General features: G+C 70.9%; 22 protein-coding genes. 16 read left to right on the top strand and 6 right to left on the bottom strand.

What is annotated here, in order from left to right; all coding sequences use genetic code 11:
- Positions 1–8 precede the first annotated feature (8 nt).
- The 9 genes from DJ010_RS02295 (at position 9) to DJ010_RS02255 (ending at position 6,684) form a co-directional block, all read left to right on the top strand.
- Positions 9–1,169: a 5-(carboxyamino)imidazole ribonucleotide synthase gene (locus DJ010_RS02295; protein ID WP_109691992.1), complete on the top strand. Its 1,161-nt coding sequence runs from the start codon at positions 9–11 to the stop codon at positions 1,167–1,169.
- A 6-nt stretch (positions 1,170–1,175) separates the two neighbouring features.
- Complete coding sequence (purE, locus tag DJ010_RS02290) at positions 1,176–1,697, top strand: 5-(carboxyamino)imidazole ribonucleotide mutase (RefSeq protein ID WP_281271109.1); 522 nt, start codon at positions 1,176–1,178, stop codon at positions 1,695–1,697.
- A 33-nt stretch (positions 1,698–1,730) separates the two neighbouring features.
- Positions 1,731–2,165 carry a CoA-binding protein gene (locus DJ010_RS02285; protein WP_109691991.1) on the top strand — a complete coding sequence of 145 codons (435 nt, stop codon included), beginning with the start codon at positions 1,731–1,733 and terminating at the stop codon, positions 2,163–2,165.
- Between the two features lie 73 nt (positions 2,166–2,238).
- A complete protein-coding gene (locus DJ010_RS02280; protein WP_109691990.1) occupies positions 2,239–3,411 on the top strand; it encodes an acyl-CoA dehydrogenase family protein in 1,173 nt (390 codons plus the stop codon).
- 31 nt (positions 3,412–3,442) lie between these two features.
- Entirely contained in the window at positions 3,443–4,300 is an 858-nt protein-coding gene (locus DJ010_RS02275; RefSeq protein WP_109691989.1) for an SDR family NAD(P)-dependent oxidoreductase, read from the top strand.
- A 54-nt stretch (positions 4,301–4,354) separates the two neighbouring features.
- Positions 4,355–5,131, top strand: coding sequence for a class E sortase (locus DJ010_RS02270; protein WP_245927143.1), 777 nt, complete (start codon positions 4,355–4,357; stop codon positions 5,129–5,131).
- Positions 5,132–5,240: 109 nt separating this feature from the next.
- Positions 5,241–5,864: an LPXTG cell wall anchor domain-containing protein gene (locus DJ010_RS02265; protein ID WP_109691988.1), complete on the top strand. Its 624-nt coding sequence runs from the start codon at positions 5,241–5,243 to the stop codon at positions 5,862–5,864.
- A 155-nt stretch (positions 5,865–6,019) separates the two neighbouring features.
- The gene (locus DJ010_RS02260) at positions 6,020–6,529 is read left to right on the top strand and encodes a hypothetical protein (RefSeq protein WP_109691987.1); all 510 of its coding nucleotides are present in this window, start codon (positions 6,020–6,022) and stop codon (positions 6,527–6,529) included.
- Positions 6,530–6,540: 11 nt separating this feature from the next.
- Positions 6,541–6,684, top strand: coding sequence for a DUF1059 domain-containing protein (locus tag DJ010_RS02255; RefSeq protein ID WP_109691986.1), 144 nt, complete (start codon positions 6,541–6,543; stop codon positions 6,682–6,684).
- A gap of 51 nt (positions 6,685–6,735) precedes the next feature.
- Here DJ010_RS02255 and DJ010_RS02250 read toward each other — a convergent pair whose 3' ends face one another.
- Entirely contained in the window at positions 6,736–7,620 is an 885-nt protein-coding gene (locus DJ010_RS02250) for a crotonase/enoyl-CoA hydratase family protein (RefSeq protein WP_109691985.1), read from the bottom strand.
- Positions 7,617–8,855 (bottom strand): LCP family protein, encoded by a 1,239-nt coding sequence (locus DJ010_RS02245; protein ID WP_158282901.1) that lies wholly within the window; start codon positions 8,853–8,855, stop codon positions 7,617–7,619. The genes DJ010_RS02250 and DJ010_RS02245 overlap by 4 nt, the downstream gene beginning before the upstream one ends.
- Before the next feature lie 24 nt (positions 8,856–8,879).
- On the opposite strand from DJ010_RS02245, the gene DJ010_RS02235 reads away from it, so the two are divergent.
- Entirely contained in the window at positions 8,880–9,389 is a 510-nt protein-coding gene (locus tag DJ010_RS02235; protein WP_109691983.1) for an acyl-CoA thioesterase, read from the top strand.
- Here DJ010_RS02235 and DJ010_RS02230 read toward each other — a convergent pair.
- Positions 9,378–10,277: a LysR family transcriptional regulator gene (locus tag DJ010_RS02230; RefSeq protein ID WP_109691982.1), complete on the bottom strand. Its 900-nt coding sequence runs from the start codon at positions 10,275–10,277 to the stop codon at positions 9,378–9,380. The genes DJ010_RS02235 and DJ010_RS02230 overlap by 12 nt on opposite strands.
- A 64-nt stretch (positions 10,278–10,341) precedes the next feature.
- Here DJ010_RS02230 and DJ010_RS02225 point away from each other — a divergent pair, with 64 nt between their 5' ends.
- Positions 10,342–11,286, top strand: coding sequence for a threonine ammonia-lyase (locus tag DJ010_RS02225; protein ID WP_109691981.1), 945 nt, complete (start codon positions 10,342–10,344; stop codon positions 11,284–11,286).
- A 154-nt stretch (positions 11,287–11,440) separates the two neighbouring features.
- Entirely contained in the window at positions 11,441–12,898 is a 1,458-nt protein-coding gene (locus DJ010_RS02220; RefSeq protein ID WP_109691980.1) for an LCP family protein, read from the top strand.
- Here the strand turns inward: DJ010_RS02220 and DJ010_RS02215 are convergent.
- Positions 12,895–13,695, bottom strand: a complete 801-nt coding sequence (locus tag DJ010_RS02215) for an inositol monophosphatase family protein (protein WP_170124601.1) — start codon at positions 13,693–13,695, stop codon at positions 12,895–12,897. The two genes, DJ010_RS02220 and DJ010_RS02215, sit on opposite strands and share 4 nt — an antisense overlap.
- A 32-nt stretch (positions 13,696–13,727) precedes the next feature.
- Between DJ010_RS02215 and DJ010_RS02210 the strand changes: the two genes are divergently transcribed.
- Positions 13,728–14,645 (top strand): glycosyltransferase family 2 protein, encoded by a 918-nt coding sequence (locus DJ010_RS02210; RefSeq protein WP_245927142.1) that lies wholly within the window; start codon positions 13,728–13,730, stop codon positions 14,643–14,645.
- Entirely contained in the window at positions 14,642–15,538 is an 897-nt protein-coding gene (locus DJ010_RS02205; protein WP_109691978.1) for a glycosyltransferase family 2 protein, read from the top strand. Before DJ010_RS02210 ends, DJ010_RS02205 begins: the two co-directional genes overlap by 4 nt.
- Here the strand turns inward: DJ010_RS02205 and DJ010_RS02200 are convergent.
- Positions 15,444–16,574, bottom strand: coding sequence for a phosphatase PAP2 family protein (locus tag DJ010_RS02200; RefSeq protein ID WP_109691977.1), 1,131 nt, complete (start codon positions 16,572–16,574; stop codon positions 15,444–15,446). The two genes, DJ010_RS02205 and DJ010_RS02200, sit on opposite strands and share 95 nt — an antisense overlap.
- Before the next feature lie 68 nt (positions 16,575–16,642).
- Here DJ010_RS02200 and glf point away from each other — a divergent pair, with 68 nt between their 5' ends.
- Positions 16,643–17,827, top strand: coding sequence for a UDP-galactopyranose mutase (gene glf, locus DJ010_RS02195; RefSeq protein ID WP_109691976.1), 1,185 nt, complete (start codon positions 16,643–16,645; stop codon positions 17,825–17,827).
- 70 nt (positions 17,828–17,897) lie between these two features.
- Here the strand turns inward: glf and DJ010_RS02190 are convergent, their stop codons facing one another.
- A complete protein-coding gene (locus tag DJ010_RS02190) occupies positions 17,898–19,010 on the bottom strand; it encodes an endonuclease/exonuclease/phosphatase family protein (protein ID WP_158282900.1) in 1,113 nt (370 codons plus the stop codon).
- Between the two features lie 223 nt (positions 19,011–19,233).
- Between DJ010_RS02190 and DJ010_RS02185 the strand changes: the two genes are divergently transcribed.
- The gene (locus DJ010_RS02185; RefSeq protein WP_158282899.1) at positions 19,234–20,562 is read left to right on the top strand and encodes a phospholipase D-like domain-containing protein; all 1,329 of its coding nucleotides are present in this window, start codon (positions 19,234–19,236) and stop codon (positions 20,560–20,562) included.
- The last annotated feature ends 33 nt before the right edge of the window (positions 20,563–20,595 follow it).

Below are 20,595 nucleotides of genomic sequence, written 5' to 3'. Positions count from 1 at the left end.
GTGCGGGCGTGCCCGATCCCGCTCCTCGCATCGCCGTCATCGGGGGCGGCCAGCTGGCCCGGATGATGGCGCAGCCGGCGATCGCCCTCGGCGTACCGCTCCGCCTACTGGCCGAGGCCGACGGCGTCTCCGCGGCCCAGGTGATCCCCGACCAGCTGGTCGGCGACTACCGCGACCTGCCGACGTTGGAGCAGGTGACCGACGGCTGCGCCGTCGTCACGTTCGACCACGAGCACGTGCCGACCGAGCACCTGCACGCCCTCGAGGACGCCGGCATCGCCTGCCGGCCCGGGCCCGAGGCGTTGGTGCACGCCCAGGACAAGATCGTGATGAGGGAGGCGATGGCGCGCCTCGGCGCACCGCAGCCGCGCTGGGCCGTGGTCGCCACAGCCGCCGAGGTCGAGGAGTTCGGCCTGCCGTGCGTGCTCAAGGTCAGCCGCGGCGGCTACGACGGCAAGGGCGTGTGGGTGGTCCGCACGTCCGACGACATCGCCGAGCCGCTCGCCGCGGCGGAGCGCTCCGGCGTCCGGCTGCTGGCCGAGGAGCTGGTCGACTTCCGGCGGGAGCTGTCCGCACTGGTGGCCCGCTCGCCGAGCGGCCAGGCGGCGGCGTACCCAGTCGTCGCCACCACCCAGCTCGACGGCATCTGTCACGAGGTCGTCGCACCGGCGCCCGACCTCGACCCCACCCGCGCGGCCGAGGCGCAGCAGCTCGCGCTGCGGATCGCCGGCGAGCTCGGCGTCACCGGCATCCTCGCCGTCGAGCTGTTCGAGGCCCCGGACGGCGGGATCCTCATCAACGAGCTCGCGATGCGCCCGCACAACACCGGCCACTGGTCGCAGGACGGCGCCGTCACCTCGCAGTTCGAGAACCACCTGCGCGCGGTGCTCGACCTGCCGCTCGGCTCGCCCGCGCCCCGCGAGCAGTGGACGGTGATGGTCAACATCCTCGGCTCGCCGCGCCCCGACGTCGGCCACCTCTACGACGGCTATCCCCACGCGCTCGCCCGCGACCCGCGGCTGCGGGTGCACCTCTACGGCAAGGAGCTGCGTCCGGGACGCAAGGTCGGCCACGTCAACGCGTACGGCGACGACCTGGACGACGTGCTCGAACGCGCGCGCCATGCGGCAGCATGGTTCCGCGGTGACCTCGGCAACGAAAGCGAGTGACTTCTGGTGGTTGAGCCTGTCGAAACCCGCGTCGGCATCGTGATGGGCTCCGACTCGGACTGGCCGGTGATGAAGGCCGCCGCCGAGGCGCTGGCGGAGTTCGGCATCGAGTACGAGGCCGACGTCGTCTCCGCGCACCGGATGCCCGAGGAGATGCTCGACTACGGCAAGAACGCCGCCGGCCGCGGGATCCAGGTGATCATCGCCGGCGCCGGGGGAGCGGCCCACCTGCCCGGGATGCTCGCGTCGGTCACGCCGTTGCCGGTGATCGGGGTCCCGGTGCCGCTCAAGTACCTCGACGGCATGGACTCCCTGCTCTCGATCGTGCAGATGCCGGCGGGCGTCCCGGTCGCCGCGGTCGCGGTGGGCGGGGCGCGCAACGCCGGCCTGCTCGCCGTCCGCATCCTGGCGGCGGGCGACCCCGCCCTCCAGGACCGGATGACGGCCTTCCAGGCCGAGCTCAAGGCCGCTGCCCGGGCCAAGGGCGCCGCGGTCCGTGACGCCGGGCTGCCGCCGGTGATCGAGTAGGAACAATCGGCGCCCGCTGGGTATTGACCAGGTATGGGCAAGCCGTGGACCGACCGGGAGACCATCGACCGGATGCTCGACGAGGGCGAGACCTGGGCGATCGTGGGCCTGGGTCCCAACCCGTGGCGCACCGCCTACTCGATCGCGAGAGAGCTGCAGGAGCGCGGGAAGCGGATCGTGCCGATCCATCCCAGCGCCGACGGCGAGCTCACGGTGCTCGGTGAGCTGGTCTACTCGGACCTGGCGAGCGTGCCGTTCCCGGTCGACGTGGTCGACGTGTTCCGCCGCTCCGAGCACGCCGGCGAGTTCGCGGACCAGGCGGTGGCGATCGGCGCGAAGGGCGTGTGGTTCCAGATGGGCGTCGTCGACGAGGACGCGTTCCGTCGTACGACGGAGGCCGGCGTGCCGATGGTGATGGACGTCTGCCCCTCCCAGCAGTGGTACCACCGCGAGCGTCGGCTCGCGTGAGGTCGCTCACAGACCTGCCCGAACCGGCCGCCCCGAGTCGGCGGAAAACCCTAGGACGTCCTACTATCTCGGCGTGAACAAGGACTTCCCGTACTACGGCCTCTCCGAGGAGCACCAGGCGATCCGCGAGGCGGTGCGGGCGATCTGTGACGACAAGGTCGCGCCGTACGCCACCGACGTCGACGAGCAGGCCCGGTACCCCCAGGAGGCCGCCGACGCGCTGCTGGCGGCGGACTTCCACGCGCCGCACGTGCCCGAGCAGTACGGCGGCGCCGGTGCCGACGCGCTCGCGACCGTGATCGTGATCGAGGAGGTTGCGCGCGCCGACGTGTCGGCCTCGCTGATCCCGGCGGTCAACAAGCTCGGGTCGTTGCCGGTGCAGATCGGCGGCTCGGAGGACCTCAAGGCGAAGTACCTCGGCGCCCTGGCCCGTGGCGAGGGCGGCTTCTCCTACTGCCTGTCCGAGCCCGACGCCGGTTCCGACGCAGCGAACCAGAAGACCCGCGCGGTGCGCGACGGCGACGACTGGGTGCTCAACGGCGTCAAGCGCTGGATCACCAACGCCGGCGTCTCGGAGTACTACACGGTGCTCGCCACCACCGACCCCGACGCCCGCAGCAAGGGGATCTCGGCGTTCGTGGTCGAGAAGTCCGACGAGGGCGTCTCCTTCGGGGCGCCCGAGAAGAAGCTCGGCATCAAGGGCAGCCCGACCCGCGAGGTCTACCTCGACAACGTGCGGATCCCCGGCGACCGGATCATCGGCCAGGCCGGGCAGGGCTTCGAGATCGCGATGAAGACCCTCGACCACACCCGGATCACCATCGCCGCCCAGGCCGTCGGCGTCGCCCAGGGTGCGCTCGACTACGCACTGGCCTACGCCAAGGAGCGCGAGCAGTTCGGCCGCCCGATCGCCGACAACCAGGGCCTGCAGTTCCTGCTGGCCGACATGGGTATGAAGGTCGAGGCCGCCCGCCAGCTCACCTACGCCGCGGCCGGCCGCTCCGAGCGCGGCGATGCGGACCTGACGTTCTTCGGCGCCTCCGCGAAGTGCTTCGCCTCGGACGTGGCCATGCAGGTCACCACCGATGCGGTGCAGGTCCTCGGCGGCTACGGCTACACCCGCGACTACCCGGTCGAGCGGATGATGCGCGACGCCAAGATCACCCAGATCTACGAGGGCACCAACCAGGTCCAGCGCATCGTCGCCGCCCGCCAGCTGCTGGCCGGGGTCCAGTCCGCGATCTGACCCATTCTCCGGGCATGGGAGGGTGGCGCCCATGACGGCCCTGACAGGCATCCGGCGCCGGGTGGCACGGCTCTCGCTGGACCCGCTGCCGAACCCGGCCACCCTCCTGCCCGGCCGTGGCGAGCCCGTCGACGGCAAGCGCATCCTCGTCACCGGGGCGTCGTCGGGGGTCGGCCGCGCGGCCGCCGTCCGGCTCGCGGTCGAGGGCGCAACCGTGCTCGCGGTGGCCCGACGCGAGGACGAGCTCGACGAGCTGGTGCTGGAGATCAAGGGGAGGGGCGGCACGGCGTACGCGCTGCCGTGCGACCTCACCGACACCGACGCGATCGATGCGCTGACCGACGACGTCTTGACGCGGTTCGGCGGGGTTGACGTGCTCGTCAACAACGCCGGCCACTCGATCCGGCGGTCGGCGGCCGACACCGCCGAGCGGCCCTCCGACCACGACCGGCTGATGCGGCTCAACTACCACGCGCCCGTGCGGCTGGTGCTCAACCTGCTGGACTCGATGCGGGAGCAGGGCGGCGGGCAGATCATCAACTCCTCGACCTGGGGCGTGCCCGGCGGGCTGATGCCGATGTTCACGGCCTACCACGCCTCGAAGGCCGCGCTCGCGGCGTTCTCCCGCAGCCTTCAGGCGGAGGAGCGGCAGCACGGCATCGTCGTCACCTCGCTGCACTTCCCGCTGATGCGGACGCCGATGATCGCGCCGACGAAGAAGTACGACGGCCTCCCCGCGCTCGAGCCCGAGGACGCGGCCGGATGGGTGGTGCACGCCGTACGCCACCGGCCGACGGAGGTGATGCCGGCGTACGCCTCGGTGCTCGACGCGGTGAAGCTGGTGTCGCCGCGGCTCGCGGAGCGCTTGGTGATGTCAGCGCGCCCGTAGCCGGACCCGAGGACGCCGGACGTGGGCTGGAGTACAAAGGTTCCTGCGTGACCCGTGCGCGGCGTGCCGCGTTGGTTCACTGACAGCGACCAGGAGGGCAGCGCCATCACCCAGACCGACGAGGCGTGGACGTCGGACCTCGACGTCGAGCGCCAACGCGTGCGCCGCCGCCGTCCCCGGCAGAAGCGGTCGAAGTGGCTCAGCTACACCGGCTACGGGCTGATCCTGGCCGGGGTGGCCGTGCTGGCGTGGGTGGCGTGGCAGTTCTGGGGCACCAACTGGGTCTCGGAGCGCCGTCAGGAGCAGGTCGCCGAGGAGCTGCAGCAGGGCTGGGCCGACGGCAGCGACTCCGTGCGCACCGACTTCGGCAAGGCGAGCGCGATCCTGCACGTGCCGCGGTGGGGCGACGACTACGCCGTCCCGGTGCTGGAGGGCTCGAGCGACGAGGTGCTCGCCGCCGGCATCGGGCACATGGAGGACACCGCCGGTCCCGGAGAGGTCGGCAACTACGTGCTGGCCGGTCACCGGGTGACCCACGGCGAGCCGTTCGCGAAGTTTCCCGAGCTGAGGGAGGGCGACCTGGTCTTCGTGGAGACCCGCGAGGTCACCTACGTCTACGAGCTCGACATGGACGGCACCGACCTCGAGGTTCCGTTCACCGACGACTGGGTGCTCGCGCCGTTCCCCAAGAACCCGGACGGCGGTGTGCAGGCACCCGAGGGCGTCGGCAAGCGGCTCATCACCCTCGTCAGCTGTGCCGAGATCTTCCACACCGACCTGCGATCGGTGGTCTTCGGGCACTTGGTGGCGTCCGAGCCGGCGGAACGGTGAGCTCGGACCCTAGACAGCGTTTCCGTACCCCTCCGCGCACGTGGGGCCCGGAATCGCTAGAGTCAGCGCGTCACCTATTGGAACGTCAAACTATGGGGAGCGTTTCCACATGAGGATTTTCGGCCGGATCGCGACTGCGGTCGCGACCTCCGTCGTCGTGGGCTCGGTGTTCGCCGGCTCCGTCCAGGCCGCTCCCAGCGCGCCCGACCCGTACTCGTCGAAGATCAACACCACGACCACGGTGACGACTCCCTCGCCGATCCGGGTGGGCACGAACGTCGACATCTCGGTGAAGGTGACCGCCAACAGCCCCCAGCAGCCGACCGGCAAGGTCACGCTGACGCTGCACAGCTCGCCGGGCGGCGCGGGTCAGGCGCTGGTCGCCGCGGCCGGACCTGACGGCTGGACCCGCACGATCAGCTACGACGGTGGCACCGAGACCGTTCGCGGCCCCTCGTTCCCGAAGGTCGGCACCTGGCTGGTGACGGCCGTCTTCCGTCCGGCCGACACCAGCACCTTCCGCGGCTCGCGCGACGCGACGACCTTCAAGGTCATCGCCGGCGACGGCGGTCCGGACGACGACGGTGACGACGACAACGGCGGCCTGCTGCCCGACACCGGCGGCCCGGCGCTGCTGTGGCTGCTGCTCGGCCTGGCTCTCGTCGGCGGCGGTGCCGGCGCGGTGGTCGTCTCGCGACGCCGTCGCGACGCCACGCCGCAGCCCGCGATCTGAGCGTTCTCGCCCCGCGCGGACGCCCCGCGTGGTTGGATTTGCAAGGAAATCTCGCTCACCAGGGTGACCTGTCCCCGAGTAGGACGTTGTCCCGGGTGAACAAAGGGGCTGATATGCGCGTATCTCTTGGAGTTGCCGGCGCTTTTCTCGGAGCGGTGGCGTTGGTCGGTGCGCCCGCGAACGCGGCGACCGCACCCGATCCGTACTCCGGGAACATCGACACCTCCTGCACCGTCGAGGTGCCGGCGGTCGTCGAGCCGGGCAAGAGCGTCGCCGTCAAGGTGACGGTGTCGGCCAACAGCCCGAAGACCCCGAAGGGCAAGGTCTCCGTCACGCTCAGCAAGGCCGGCGGCGAGGCGGTCTGGACCCGGACCGTGGCCTATGACGGCGGCACGAAGACCATCACGGGTCCCGTGCTGCCGAAGGCCGACTACGTCGCCAAGGCGAGGTTCAAGCCGAGCGGCAACCGCTTCGACGGCAGCTCCTGCAACGACCAGTACGCCGTGGACCAGCGCGACGGTGAGGAGCCGGAAGGTCCCGGCGGGCTGCTGCCCGACACCGGCGGTCCGGCACTGCTCTGGCTGCTCCTCGGCGTCAGCCTGGTCGGCGGTGGCGCCGCGACCGTGGCCCACGCCCGGCGCCGCTCGGCGACCCCGGCGACCTGATCGGAGCCCCGATGCGCTCGCTGCGCTGCCCGTGCTCGACCCTCATCCGTGGCGCGGACGACGACGAGCTGGTCGCGAAGGTGCAGGAGCACCTCGCTGCCGAGCACCCCGGTCGGGAGTACTCCCGGGAAGAGATCCTGTTCATGGCGATGTGACGTCTCGACGTCCTCGCGGGTCTCGATACGCCCCCGCGCAGAGCGCTCGGTCTACTCGACCACCGAGTGCGGGTAGATCCGCGGCAGCTCCGACGCCTTCCCGGTGAACTCCGGCGTCCGCTTCTCGAGGAAGGCCGCGACGCCCTCCTTGCCGTCGGCGATCGAGGTGAAGTACATCGCCAGCGAGTCGGACAGGTGCGCCTCGAGCGGGTGGTCGGCGGCGCCGTTGCGGTAGAGCATCTGCTTGGCCAGGCCCAGGGCGACGGGGGACCGGTCGACCACGAACGACCGTGCCAGCTCGAGCGCGGCGGGCAGCAGGTCGTCGGGCTCGTGCAGGCTGCGGACCAGCCGGCCCGCGTGCGCCTGCTCGGCGGTGAGGATCTCGGCGGAGTAGACCCACTCCAGGGCCTGCTGGATGCCGACGATGCGGGGCAGGAACCACGAGGAGCACGCCTCGGGGACGATGCCGAGCCGCCCGAAGACGAACCCGATCCGGGCCCTGGTCGACGCCATCCGGATGTCCATCGCCAGCGTCATCGTGGCGCCGATGCCGACTGCGGGGCCGTTGATCGCAGCGATCACGGGCTTGGGCAGGGCGTGGATCGCCAGCGTGACCTTGCCGCCGGTGTCGCGCAGGCCGTCGTCGTACGGCGGCTCGTCGTACCGCTCCCGGAACTCCTCCGGGGTCGGGGCGAGGTCCTCGTCGAGACCGAACACGTTGCCGGCGGCGTTGAGGTCCATGCCGGCGCAGAACGCCCGCCCGCTGCCGGTCACCACGACGGCGCGGACCGCGTCGTCCCGAGCGTCGGTCAGGAAGACCCGCTCGAGCTCGCGCGCCATCGTCAGGTCGAAGGCGTTGAGCGCGTCCGGCCGGTGCAGCGTCAGCACGGCGACGCCGTCGTCGCCGACGGTCCAGTCGAGGGTCTGGTAGGTCATGAACCGGCCACTCCTGCCTGGGTGCACTGCTTCTTGGTGATGTCGTCGGTGCGATCCTCGATGATCGCGTCGAACAACGGGTCCGCCCGGTCGCGGTCGATCGTGTTGGCCGAGCCGTCGGTGACCGGCATGGTGCAGGTCAGGCCGCCGTCGCCGATCTTGCCGAGCGCCAGCGCCCAGCGGGCGACGTCGAGCTGGCCGGTGCCCTCCCCGAACGCGAAGAAGTCCGGGATGGCCTGGTTGAGCTGCCACCAGCGCACCGGGTTGACGACCGACCAGGGGGAGAGCACCTTCTCGCCGATCGCGGCGACGACCTCGCGCTGCCGGCCGACGCGGTCGAGGTCGCCACGGGTCGTGGCGCGGGTCCGCGCGTAGGCGAGCGCGACCTCGCCGTCGGCCTCCTGGCAGCCCTTCTTCTCCAGGTCCAGCCCGGCCTTGGGGTCCTTGATCTTCTCCTTGGGACAGATCTCGATGCCGCCGACCGCGTCGACCACGCCGGCGACGCCGCCGAGCCCGATCTCGACGTACTCGTCGATGCGGATCCCGGTCTGCTGCTCGAGTGCCTTGACCAGCTCGGTCGGGTCACCCGGGTCCCAGTAGCCGTTGATCTTGCGGCCGTCGACGATCCAGTCGCGCGGGAACGAGAGCAGCACGTCCTTCTCGGAGCCGGTGTGGAGCACGAGGATGGTGTCGGCCAGCGAGCTCGAGGGGTTGCCGGTGGCGTACTTCTTGCGCTCCTCCTCGGTCAGCCCGGCCCGGGAGTCGTTGCCGACCATCAGGTACGTCGTGCCCGGCTGGTCGTCCGGGCGGTCGCCGTCGGGCTCGAACGCGATCTTGTCGACCTTCGTCCAGGTGAAGATCGGCACCGCGACGATGTAGACGACCCACAGCAGCACGAGCGCGAGGACCAGGAAGATCCAGGTGCGCGGGCGCTTCCACCTGCTGCGCCGGCCGCTGCCCGTCGAGCGCGGCGGCTGCTGCCCCGGAGGGCCGTACGGCGGCGGCTGCTGCCCGCCCGGGGGAGGGGGCCCCTGCGGCGGCTGCACCGGCAGGACGCGCGTCGGCTCCGGGCCGCCCGCCGGCGTCGTCGGCCGCTGCGCCTGCGGGGGCTGCGGCCGCTGCGCCCGCGGGGGCTGCGGCCGCTGCGGCGGCTGCTGCGGTGTCGGGCGGGTCGGTGGCGACCCGGCCGGACCCTTGCCGTACATCCAGTCGAAGTCGCGGTCGTCGCCTGCCATGGTGGACGACGCTACCGTCATCCCGTGAGCACCTCGGCGACGGCACGCACGCCCAGCTACTCCAGGATCGAGCTCGCGACCGTGACCTCGCGGGCGCAGGCCAACCTGCTCGGCAACATCCACGGCGGTGAGGTCGTCAAGCTCGCCGACTCCGCCGCGGGTGTCGTCGCCCAGCGCCACAGCGGCGGCCCGGCCGTCACCGCGGCGCTGGACGAGATGGCGTTCCTCGAACCGGTGCGGGTCGGCGACATCGTGCGCACCTTCGCCCAGATCAACTGGGCGGGCCGCTCGTCCATGGAGATCGGCGTCCGGGTCGAGACCCAGCCGTGGGACGACCCCACGCGCGACAGCCTGCACGTGGCGTCGGCGTACTTCGTGTTCGTCGCCATCGACGGCGCGGGTGCGGCGCGGCTGGTGCCCCCGCTCGAGCCGGAGACGCCCGAGGACGAGCGGCGGATGCGGGAGGCCGGCATCCGTCGGGAGCACCGGCTGGCCAGCCGGGCCGCGATCGAGGCGGGCCGCTCACCCGGCTGAGGCCGCTCCAGCGGCCGAGACGTCGGCCAGCACGGCCGCGACCGCATCGACGGACGCGGGGTGGGGCAGGGCGCCGTACGTCGTCACCTGGATGCGCCGGGCCGCGCCCGGCACCTGCCTCCGCTCGACGCCGGGGTGGCAGTGCGCGCGCAGCGCGAGACCGGGCAGCACGGTGACGCCGATGCCGCTGGCCACGAGCGACTGCACCGCGACGTAGTCGTCGCTCGCGAACGCGATGTCGGGTGCGAAGCCGGCGTCGGCGCAGAGCGCCAGCAGCTCGCTCCGGCACCGCTGGCAGCCGGTCACCCAGCGGGTGCCGGCGAACCGGGCGAGGTCGAGCGGCCCGTCGCCGGAGTCGACGCCGCGTGGGGCGACGAAGTAGAGCGGGTCCTCGAGCACGACCTCGGAGGTGAGGCCTTCGGGCTCGGGCTGGTCGGGGTAGGCGAAGGTCAGCGCGAGGTCGACCGAACCGCCGCGGAGCAGCTCGGAGGCCTCGGGCGGCTCCGCCTCGACCAGGTCGAGGGCCAGGCCCGGGTGCCGCTCGTGGAGGACGGTGACCGCGGCCGGCACCAGGGTCGCCGCGGCCGACGGGAAGGCCGCCAGCCGGACCACGCCGGCCTGCAGGTTGGTCGACGCGGCCAGCTCGGCCTCGGCTCGGCCGAGCAGCGCCAGGATCTCCTCACCGCGGCGGGCGAGCCGCTCGCCGTCCGGGGTCAACCGGACGCCGCGGCCGACCCGCTGCACGAGCACGCTGCCCGTCTCGGCCTCGAGCCGGCGCAGGTGGTGGGAGATCGTCGGCTGTCCGTAGTGGAGCTCGGCGGCCGCAGCCGACACCGTCCCGGTGCGGTGCAGGGCGACGAGGGCCTCGAGCCGTCGGACATCGATCATGTCGATCATTATGCGCCAAAAGATCTATTGGACCGATCTGTGGTGCACGGTGGAAGGTGGAGCCATGCTGAGTCACGCCGCGATCGCCGCCGCCGGGAAGGTCGTCGCGCGCGAGCTCGCCGCCACGCCGCTGGTCAGCCACCCGCTGCTCGACCGCGCCGTCGGCACCGAAGTGCTCGTCAAGCACGAGCACGTGCTGCCGACCGGGTCGTTCAAGGTGCGCGGCGGAGTCCACCTCGCCGCCCGCCTCACCGACCGGGAGGCATCCAGCGGACTGGTCACCTGCTCGACGGGCAACCACGCGCAGTCGGTGGCGTACGCCGCCCGGCTCGCCGGCTGCCACGCGACCGTCGTGATGCCGGCCTGCGCGCCGCAGGTGAAGCGCGACGCGGTCGAGGCGCTCGGCGCCACCGTCGTCATCCACGGCGCCGGCCTCGGTGAGGCCGCGCAGCACGCACGGGCGCTCGCGAGCGGGGCCGGCGCGCCGTCGTACATCGACACCACCGACGAACGGATCATCCTCGGCCACGGCACCGCCTACCTCGAGCTGTTCCAGCAGGCCACCGAGCTCGACGCGGTCTTCGTGCCGATCGGGAGCGGCACCGGTGCCGTCGGCGCCTGCCTGGTCAGGGACGCGCTGATGCCGGGCTGCCGGGTCGTCGGCGTGCAGTCCGAGGCGGCGCCCGCGGTCTGGCGGTCGTGGCGGTCGGGCGAGATCGAGACCGCCCCCGCGCGGACCCGCGCGTCCGGGCTGGCGACGACGAGCGGCTACCCCTCGACACTTCCGGTCCTCCGCACCGGGCTTGCCGACTTCGTGCTGGTGGGCGACGACGACATCGACCACGCCGCGCGCCTGCTCGCCGAGCGGGCGCACACCCTCGCCGAGGGAGCCGGTGCCGCCGCCCTCGCCGGCCTGCTCGCCTCGGCCGACCGTCCCCGCCGGGTGGCCGTGGTGTGCACCGGGGCCAACGCCTCCGCGGACGAGATCGCGCGCCTCACCGCCGCCTGACCCCCGACGCACCGGGGGATTTCGTCCTCGATGGCGTGATGGGGGGACGAATTCCCCCGGTACGACGTGCGCGGCGCGTCGGGCGCCTGTGACGGGTGTGACTGGTGATACTGGGCGGGTTCACTGCACCTTCCCCGGCAGGAGACACGTCCGCATGGCCGACCTGATCGCGCCGACCCCGCTCAGCCAGACGAGTGGCGCGTCGCGCTCCGTCAGCGTCGCCGACCGGGCCGCCCGGGTCAGGTTCCGGCGAGCGATCGCGCTGATGTCGATGACGCTGGTCGCGCCCGGTTCGGCCCAGTTGGTCGCCGGCAACCGGAAGGTGGGCCGGATCGCGCTGCGGATCTGGCTCGGGACGCTGCTGGTCGGTGCGGTCGTGCTCGTCGCGGTGCTGCTCGACCGCCGGATCGCCTTCCGGCTCGCCACCGACGTCAACGTCCTCCTCCTGCTCTGGCTGGCGATGATCGCGGGCGCGATCGGCTGGGCAGCCCTCTTCGTCGACGCGTGGCGGATCGGCCGGCCGCTCAGCCTGCGCATCCAGCACCGGCGAGCGGTGGTCGGCCTCAACGGCCTGCTCTCCCTCTCGGTCGCCGGCACCCTGCTGTTCGGCGCCCACCTGGTCGACGTGCACCGCGACTGGGTGATCGCGGTGTTCGGCGACGGCGCCGTGACCGATGCCCACGACGGGCGCTACAACGTGCTCCTCCTCGGCGGCGACTCCGGCGCCGGGCGCTGGGGCCTGCGGCCCGACTCGATGACCGTCGCCTCGATCGACGAGGAGACCGGCCGCACCGTCCTCATCGGTCTCCCGCGCAACATGGCCAACTTCCCGTTCGAGGAGGGCTCGGTCATGGCGAAGGAGTTCCCCGACGGCTTCGACTGCGACGGTTGCTACCTCAACGGCGTCAGCACCTGGGCCGAGGACCACACCGACCTGTTCGGTGACGCGGAGAACCCGGGCGTCGACGCCACCGTGATGGCGGTCGAGGGCATCACCGGCCTGGAGATCAACTACTGGGCGATGGTGAACCTGTCCGGCTTCAAGCAGCTCGTCGACGCCGTCGGCGGCGTGACGATCAACGTCCGGCAGCCGATCCCGGTCGGCGGGCTGGGGTCCGACGTCACCGGCTACATCGAGCCCGGCAAGCGCAAGCTCAACGGCTTCGAGGCGCTCTGGTTCGCTCGCGCCCGCGAGGGCTCCGACGACTACTCGCGGATGGCGCGACAGAAGTGCGTCATGAACGCGATGCTCCAGCAGATCAGCCCCGAGAAGGTGCTCACGAACTTCGAGGCGCTGACCAAGGCGTCGGCCGACATGTTCTCGACCAACCTCCCGCCGTCGGAGGCGAGCCGGTTCATCGACCTCGCACTCAAGGCTCGCAGCCAGAAGATGTCGACGCTCTCGCTGGTCCCGCCGCTGGTGAACACCGGCGACCCCGACATCGACCTGATCCACGACAAGGTGGGCCAGGCCATCGACCGCGCCGAGGGCGACGGCCCGCCGCCGGAGAAGCGGAAGAAGAAGAGCGGTTCGGTGACCGGTGGGTCGATCGGCTCGCTGGACGAGGGCTACGCCGCCAACCAGGCCGACGACCTGGCGGCGGCCTGCTAGCGCCTGACACCGTCGGCGAGCGCGGCCACCACGGCGTCGTACGTCGTCCGGTCGGGGGCGCTGACCAGGCCACCGCCGAGCGCCTGTGGGCTGAACGCGGTGCCGTCCTTGCCGCCGATCCAGCCGCCGGATTCCTGCACGAGCAGCGAGCCGGGCACGTGGTCCCACGGCTTGCTGTGGTTGTAGACCAGCGCCCGGGCGTCGCCGGCGATCAGGTGTGGGTAGTCGACGCCGCAGCAGGCCCAGGTCAGCTGCAGCGTGCCAAGGCCAGGCAGCTCGCGACCGACCCACTGCCGCCGCGCCGTGCGGTACGGCGGCTCCGGCTCGCCGTCGCCGGTGGCCAGCGGCGGGACGACCATCGTCAGCCGCTCGCCGTTGAGGAACGCGCCGGCGCCGCGCTCGGCGACGTACGCCGCACCGTGCTGCGGCTGCCAGATCCAGCCACGCACCACCTCGCCCGAGCGTGACTCGCCGATCATCACGGCGTGGTCGGGCGAGCCGTGCACGAAGTTCTTGGTGCCGTCGACCGGGTCCACGGTGAACCCGTGCTCGGCCGCGTTGAAGCGGTCGAGCAGCGAGGGGTCCTTCTCGTGGGCCTCCTCGCCGAGCACGACCGCGTCGGGGTAGGCGGCGGTGAGCGCCTCGGTGAGGAGCACCTCCGACTCGTGGTCGGCGACCGTGACGAGGTCGCCGGGGTTCTTCTCCGAGACCTGGTCGTCGCCCAACGAGCGGAACCGCGGGTTGATCACCTGCTCGGCCACGTCCTGCATCAGTGCGAGCACGGCGTCGGTTTCCACATCCTCACGCTATCGCCCGTAGGGTTGCCGCCGTGCGGATCGTGGCGGTGGTGGTGACCTACAACCGCCTGCCGCTGTTGCAGGTCCTCGTCGAGCGGTTGCTCACCGTCGACGCCGTCAGCAGCATCCTCGTCATCGACAACGCGTCGGTCGACGGCACGGCGGAGTGGCTCGCCACCGCCGACGTGCGCCACCGGACGCTCGACCGCAACCGCGGCGGCGCCGGTGGTTTCGAGGCTGGGCTGCGGACGGCCGTCGAGGAGTACGACGCCGACCTGGTCTGGCTGATGGACGACGACGGACTCCCCGAGCCCGGCTGCCTCGACCGGCTGCTGGAGGAGGAGGACCCTTCGACAGGCTCAGGGCGGCGCCTCGACTTCTGGGGCCCGCTCGTCGTCGATATCGACGACCCCGACCGGCTGGTCTTCCCGATCCGCCTGCCCGGCGGCACCCGCGTCGTGCAGGACCGCGCGTCGGCCGCGGCGGCCGCGACCGACGGCGTCCTCGACGGCATCGTCATCCCGTTCAACGGCGTGCTGGTGACCCGCGCGCTCGTCGAGCGGATCGGCTACCCGCGCGCGGAGTTCTTCATCTGGGGCGACGACCACGAGTACCGGCTCCGCGCCGAGGCCGCCGGCGCCCGCATCGGCACCGTCGTCGACGCGATCGTGCAGCACCCGTCCGTGGGTGACCTCGGGACGCCGATGATGTTCGGGCGCACGACGTACAACCACACGCCGAGCGACCTCAAGCACTACTGCATGGCCCGCAACAACACCCTCAACCTGCGCCAGTACCGCGGTTGGCCGCACGTGCTGCTCTTCTGGCTGAAGACCGTCTGGTTCTACCTCTTCACCAAGCCGCAACCGGGCCGGATCGTCATGAGCGTCCGCGCCGGCCTCGCCGGGCTGCGGGGCGACTTCACCGGTCACGAGAGGTACCTCGAATGACGGACGAGAGGGTGGCCGTCGTCGTCGTGACCTACAACCGCGCCGACCTGCTCGAGCGGATGCTGGCGGGCCTCGACGAGCTGGAGCGGCGACCGGAGGCGGTGATCGTGGTCGACAACGCGAGCACCGACCACACGCGGGACGTCCTGGAGCGGTCGACGAACCCGGACCTGCTGGCGATCCACACCACCGAGAACCTCGGCGGCGCCGGCGGCTTCCACCTCGGGGTCAAGACCGCCTACGACCAGGGCTACGACGTGATGTGGCTGATGGACGACGACGTCGTCCCTGCCCCCGACTGCCTGACCCGGCTGCTCGAGGTCGACGCCAGCTGCCTGACCGCCGTGCGCGAGGACCGCAGCGGCGCGCTCGTCGAGAAGGCGGCGGTGCACTTTGACCTGCGCAACCCGCTGGCGATCCGCCCCAAGAAGGCGAGCGTCGACTCGGCGTACGCCGACCGCGCGAGCATGCCGGCGACGGTGCCGGTCGACAACGTCTCCTTCGAGGGGTTCCTGGTCCGGCGCGCGGTGATCGACGCGATCGGGCTGCCGGACCCGTCGTACTTCATCTTCTACGACGACGTGGACTTCGCCCTCCGCGCGCGGCGCGCCGGCTTCGCGATCCTCGCGGTGCGCGACGCGGTGCTGGTTAGGCAGCTCGACTTCGACCAGCAGCACGACCTCAGCAGCTGGAAGGGCTACTACATGTACCGCAACATGTTCGCGGTGCACTTCCGGTACGGCGAGAACGTGCTGGTGCGGCTCAAGCCGTGGCTGGTCGCGCTCGTGGTGGTGCTGCTCAGTCCGCTGCGGGGTGGTCGGGCAGAGGCCGGGAACGTGACACGAGCTCTTCGTGATGCGCGGGGGATGCGGAGCCTGCCGACCCGGAGCTGAGCTGGACCCGCCAGCCGACCCGGTTGCCGGTCGCGAGACCGGCGAGCCAGACCGCCACCGCGCCGAGCGCCAGGCCGCCGAACACGTCGACGACGTAGTGCCAGCCGAGGTAGACCGTCGCCACCACGGTCAGGGCGAGGAAGATCCAGCAGGTGCGCTGGATCCAGCGCGGCAGCCCGACCAACCGCGCCACCAGGCAGATCGTCATCATGATCCCGACGTGCAGGGACGCGAACGCCGCGATCGTCTGCAGGGTGTCCGCCGCCCACGGGTCCGCCATCACGGCGACCCGGTCGGTCCAGAGCCCTTCCTGGAGCGTGGTGTTGTAGGTGTGGGGCAGGTCCGCGAACTGGCCGGGGTCGGCGTAGATGGGGCCGAGCGTCGGCAGCAGCAGGTAGAGCACGCACCCGATGCACCAGTCGAGGGCCACGGCGGTGACGTACCAGGCGCCGGCGCTCGTGTGGCGGGTCCAGACGAGCGCGACGGCGATCGAGGTCGGGATGAGGGCGATCCAGAGGATGTAGACGGCCGACATCAGGTAGGTCATGACGTCGGTGCCGAACCAGGCGTGCAGCACCCCGGCCGGGTCGTGGCCGGCGAACAGGAACCGGTCGATGTCGGCCATCGCGTCGTCCCAGTCGGCGCCGTTGACGTGCGGCGCCATGCTCTTGATGTTCCGGAACGTGGCGTAGGTCAGGTACCAGGCGATCGCGCCGTTGATCGCGAACCACCAGTGCGACGCCGGCCAGCGCTCGGCGACCACCTCGCGCCACAGTCCACCCAGGGCGCGTGGCGCCCAGGTGGAGCGGAGCCGGGCGCGGTGGAGGACCCGCGGGAGGATGTCGGCCAGGATCGCCGCGAACACGATGAGCGGCATCCGGATGTAGCTGGGGAGCAGGTCGTCGTCGGGGTCCCGGACCGGGAGGTCCTCGATGACTGCCAGGACCACCATGGCGACGGCCATCGCCGCGCCCACCACCCAGGCCAGCCAGAACTGCCGCGCGGCCTGCCGGAGCGCGCCGTACCCGTTGCTCACCCCGACAGGATAATTCGACAACGCCAGCGAATTCGGCACCAGGGTGCCTCACGGTAGGATCGCCCCTCGTGTCGAACCCTGATCTCGTCGTTGTCGGCTCCGGCTTCTTCGGTCTCACGATCGCCGAGCGGTGCGCCTCCGAGCTGGACCTGAAGGTCCTCGTCCTCGAGCGTCGCTATCACCTCGGCGGCAACGCCTACAGCGAGTTCGAGCCCGAGACGGGCATCGAGGTCCACAAGTACGGCACCCACCTGTTCCACACGTCGAACGAGCGGGTGTGGGAGTACGTCAACCGGTTCACCGAGTTCACGAACTACCAGCACCGGGTGTTCGGCAAGTACCAGGGGCAGGTCTACTCGCTGCCGATGAACCTGGCGCTCATCAACAGCTTCTTCGGCAAGAGCCACACCCCCGACGAGGCGCGGGCGCTGATCGCCGAGCAGGCGAGCGAGATCGACACCAAGGACGCCAAGAACCTCGAGGAGAAGGCGATCAGCCTCATCGGGCGCCCGCTCTACGAGGCGTTCATCAAGGGCTACACCGCCAAGCAGTGGCAGACCGACCCGAAGGAGCTGAGCGCGGACATCATCACGCGCCTCCCGGTCCGCTACAACTTCGACAACCGCTACTTCAACGACAAGTACGAGGGCCTCCCGAAGGACGGCTACACGGCCTGGCTCGAGCGGATGGCCGACCACCCGAACATCGAGGTCCGCGTCGAGGTCGACTTCTTCGACGTCGCCGACGAGTACAAGGGCAAGGTCCCGATCGTCTACACCGGTCCCGTCGACGAGTACTTCGGCAACTGCGAGGGCCGCCTGTCCTGGCGCACCGTCGACCTCAAGTCCGAGGTCCTCGACGTCGACGACTACCAGGGCACCGGCGTGGTGAACGCCAACGACCCCGAGGTCCCCTTCACCCGCGAGCTGGAGTTCAAGCACCTCCACCCCGAGCGAGCGGAGAACTACACGAAGGGCAAGACCGTCGTCGTGCGCGAGTTCAGCCGCTTCGCCGAGGAGGGCGACGAGCCGTACTACCCGATCAACACCGCCGAGGACCGCGAGAAGCTGCTCAAGTACCGCGACCTCGCCAAGAAGGAGCCGATGGTGCTGTTCGGCGGTCGCCTCGGCACCTACAAGTACCTCGACATGCACATGGCGATCGGCTCCGCCCTGTCGATGTTCGACAACAAGATCAAGCCGCACTTCACCGAGGGCGCTCCGTTCGCGAGCGGCGGGGTCGACGGGGACTGAGCGTCGACGATCTGTCGGCCGCCACGGACCTCACGGGTGCTGCGGTCGCTGCCGGGGTGGTCGACCGCCCCTACGGCTCGAGGTAGGGGGCCTCGCCGGTGAGGGTGACGTCGGCGAAGATCAGCGGGTGGTCGGAGACCCGGTTGACCAGGCCGCCGTCGATGCGGTGGTAGTTGCTGAAGGTGACGCCGGGGGTCGAGCCGAAGATCCAGTCGATGCCGTGGTTGGACGGCAGGCGGCAGGGGGAGCGGGTGCCGCCGTTGGCCGCCTGGGCGTTGGCGTTGGCGGTGACCCGGCAGAAGGCCTCGGACTTCTCGTTGAAGTCGCCCATCAGGAAGGTGGGGACGCCGAGCTTGCCAGGTGACTCCGGCGCCTGGAGCTGGTTCATCAGCGCGATCTCCTTGGCGGTCGCGGCGTCCCGCCAGTGCTGCGCCGGGCCCCGCGTGCTGGCGGGGTTGTGGATGTTGATGAACCACGCGAGCCGGCCCGTCGCCCGGTGCTTGAGCTGGATGTACGGCATCGGCACCAGGTTGCCGTGGAAGTAGGGGATCGGGATGGTGTGGGCCTGGACCAGCTCCCACACGGCGTTGTTCCAGCTGATCGAGTTGCGCACACCCTTGTTGCCGACCTGGAGGCCGGGGTAGACGCCCCAACCTCCGCCGGTGAGCCGGCTCCAGGTGGCGTGCTGGCTCTTCTCGTACTCCTGGAGGCCGACCACGCTGACGTTGTTGCCGCGGATCAGCTGGAGGGCCCAGCCGGTCCGGGAGGTCCCGCCGGCGTAGCCCTTCTTGTTGCCGCCGGGGGCGGTGTGGGAGGCGCCGAGGATGTTGAAGCTCGCGAGCCGGAAGGTGGCCTCCGCGGCCGGCAGGCCGTCGGCCGCCATCTGGACCCGGTTGCGCAGGATCCGCTTGCGTCGCTTCTCGGCCTTCGACTCGCCGGTGTTCTTCTTCGCGGACTTGTTCTTCTCGGGCTTGTCGCGCTTCTTGTCGCGCGGGGGCTCGGTGGGTCCGGTCTCGGTGTCGTCGGAGGCGCTCTCCGTCGGGATCTCGGCGGTGGCGTCGGTCGCTGTGGTCTCGTCGTTGGCGGTTGCGAACCGGCCGACGGCCAGCAGTGCCGCGACCAGCACGAAGATGCCGAGGACGGGCAGCAGGCGTGAGCGACGTGGTAGTTCGTGCTTGCCCACTTCTCCTGGCTTCCCTCCCGTGTCACCGCGGTGGTGCGGTGCTGTGTCCAACCTTACTCGACACCAGGGGCTACGGCCGATTGTTCGAGCGTGCCGGGGCGACACGTCCCACCAACATCAACAGCCCCAAGGTAAAGGGTTATCCTGCTGGGCGAACCGCCTTCTGCGAGACCGACCTGCCGCCTACCCCGGGAGATCCGTGCGCCGCGTAACGCTGCTGCTGGTGACCGTCCTGTCCGCCTCGTTCCTCCTCGTCCCCGCATCGGCCGTCGGCCCGAACGGCGGCGCGGTCTTCAACACCCCGCGTCCGTACGCCGGCGACAAGGGGAACTACAAGATCGTGCGGACGGTGGAGAACGCGATCCGCAACACCGTGCGTACGAAGAAGCACCCACGCCCCGTCATCCACATCTCCACCTACCTCCTCGACCGGCCGAAGACGGTGAAGATGCTCATCTCGGCCTGCCGCCGCGGGGTCCAGGTTCGGGTCCTCCTCGACGAGGACATCGCGAGCCGGCCGTCGCGCAAGCTGATCACGGCGCTGAATGCCGACAACGTGCGCGGCCACAACGCCGACCCGAGGGCCGGCCGGTGCAACCGCCCGCTGCGGGCGGACCACGGTGGCCTCCGGACCAAGGTCGGCGCCGACGCCCAGGCGCTCGAGACCTTCACCGCTCGTGAGGCCGCGCGCAGCATCGCGGCGCCCAGCAAGGACTCGGCGACCTGGGGCAAGGACGGGAGCTACGTCAAGAAGTGCGAGGGCAGCTGCCGCGGCAAGGGCGGCAACATGCACAGCAAGTTCTACCTCTTCAGCCACACGAAGAAGTCCCACCACGTGGTGATGGTGAGCTCCTCCAACCTGAACCGGGGCGGCGCCCGGCTCGGCTGGAACGACATGTACGTCGCGAAGAAGCGCAAGAAGCTCTACCGCGGGTTCAAGGCCATGCACCGGCTGATGACCGACGACGTCAGGTCCGACGGGCGCAAGGTCGAGGTCAAGGACGGGCCGTACGTCGCCCGCTTCTTCCCGATGCGCAACGCCGGCAAGAAGAACGACCCCACGCTGCAGGACCTCAACCGGATCAGGTGCAAGAGCGGGTTCGGGCGGACCCAGGTCCACGTCTCGATGTTCTACTGGAAGGGCAAGCGCGGCGACTACCTGCTCGACAAGCTCGCGTCGCTGGCCCGCAACGGCTGCAAGGTGCGGATCGTCTACGGCGCGCCGTCGCGGGCGCTCGCCAAGCGGATGCGCGCCATGGCGAAACGGCACCTGATCGACCTCTGGGACAGCCGGTGGGACTACAACGACGACGGCTGGAGCGAGGTCCGCACCCACGCCAAGTACGTGCTGGTCAAGGGCACGATCGGCAAGGACCGGAAGGCGCACGCGGTCTGGACCGGGTCGCAGAACTGGGTCGGCGGCTCGCTCTCCATCAGCGACGAGACGACGCTCAACATCAGGATGAGGTCGGCGTACGAGAGCTACCGGAAGAACTGGGTCAAGATCAAGAAGCACTCCCGGCGGCTGCCGTACAGCCAGTACCCGCGCTGACCGCCGCGCGGGCGCGGCGTCGGCACCAGGGTC

Origin of the sequence: Nocardioides silvaticus (assembly GCF_003160695.1) — a bacterium.
In the GTDB taxonomy this organism is placed as follows: domain Bacteria; phylum Actinomycetota; class Actinomycetes; order Propionibacteriales; family Nocardioidaceae; genus Nocardioides; species Nocardioides silvaticus.
The sequence above is the reverse complement of the archived record's forward strand: the minus strand, read 5'-3'. Positions and strand labels throughout refer to the sequence as shown.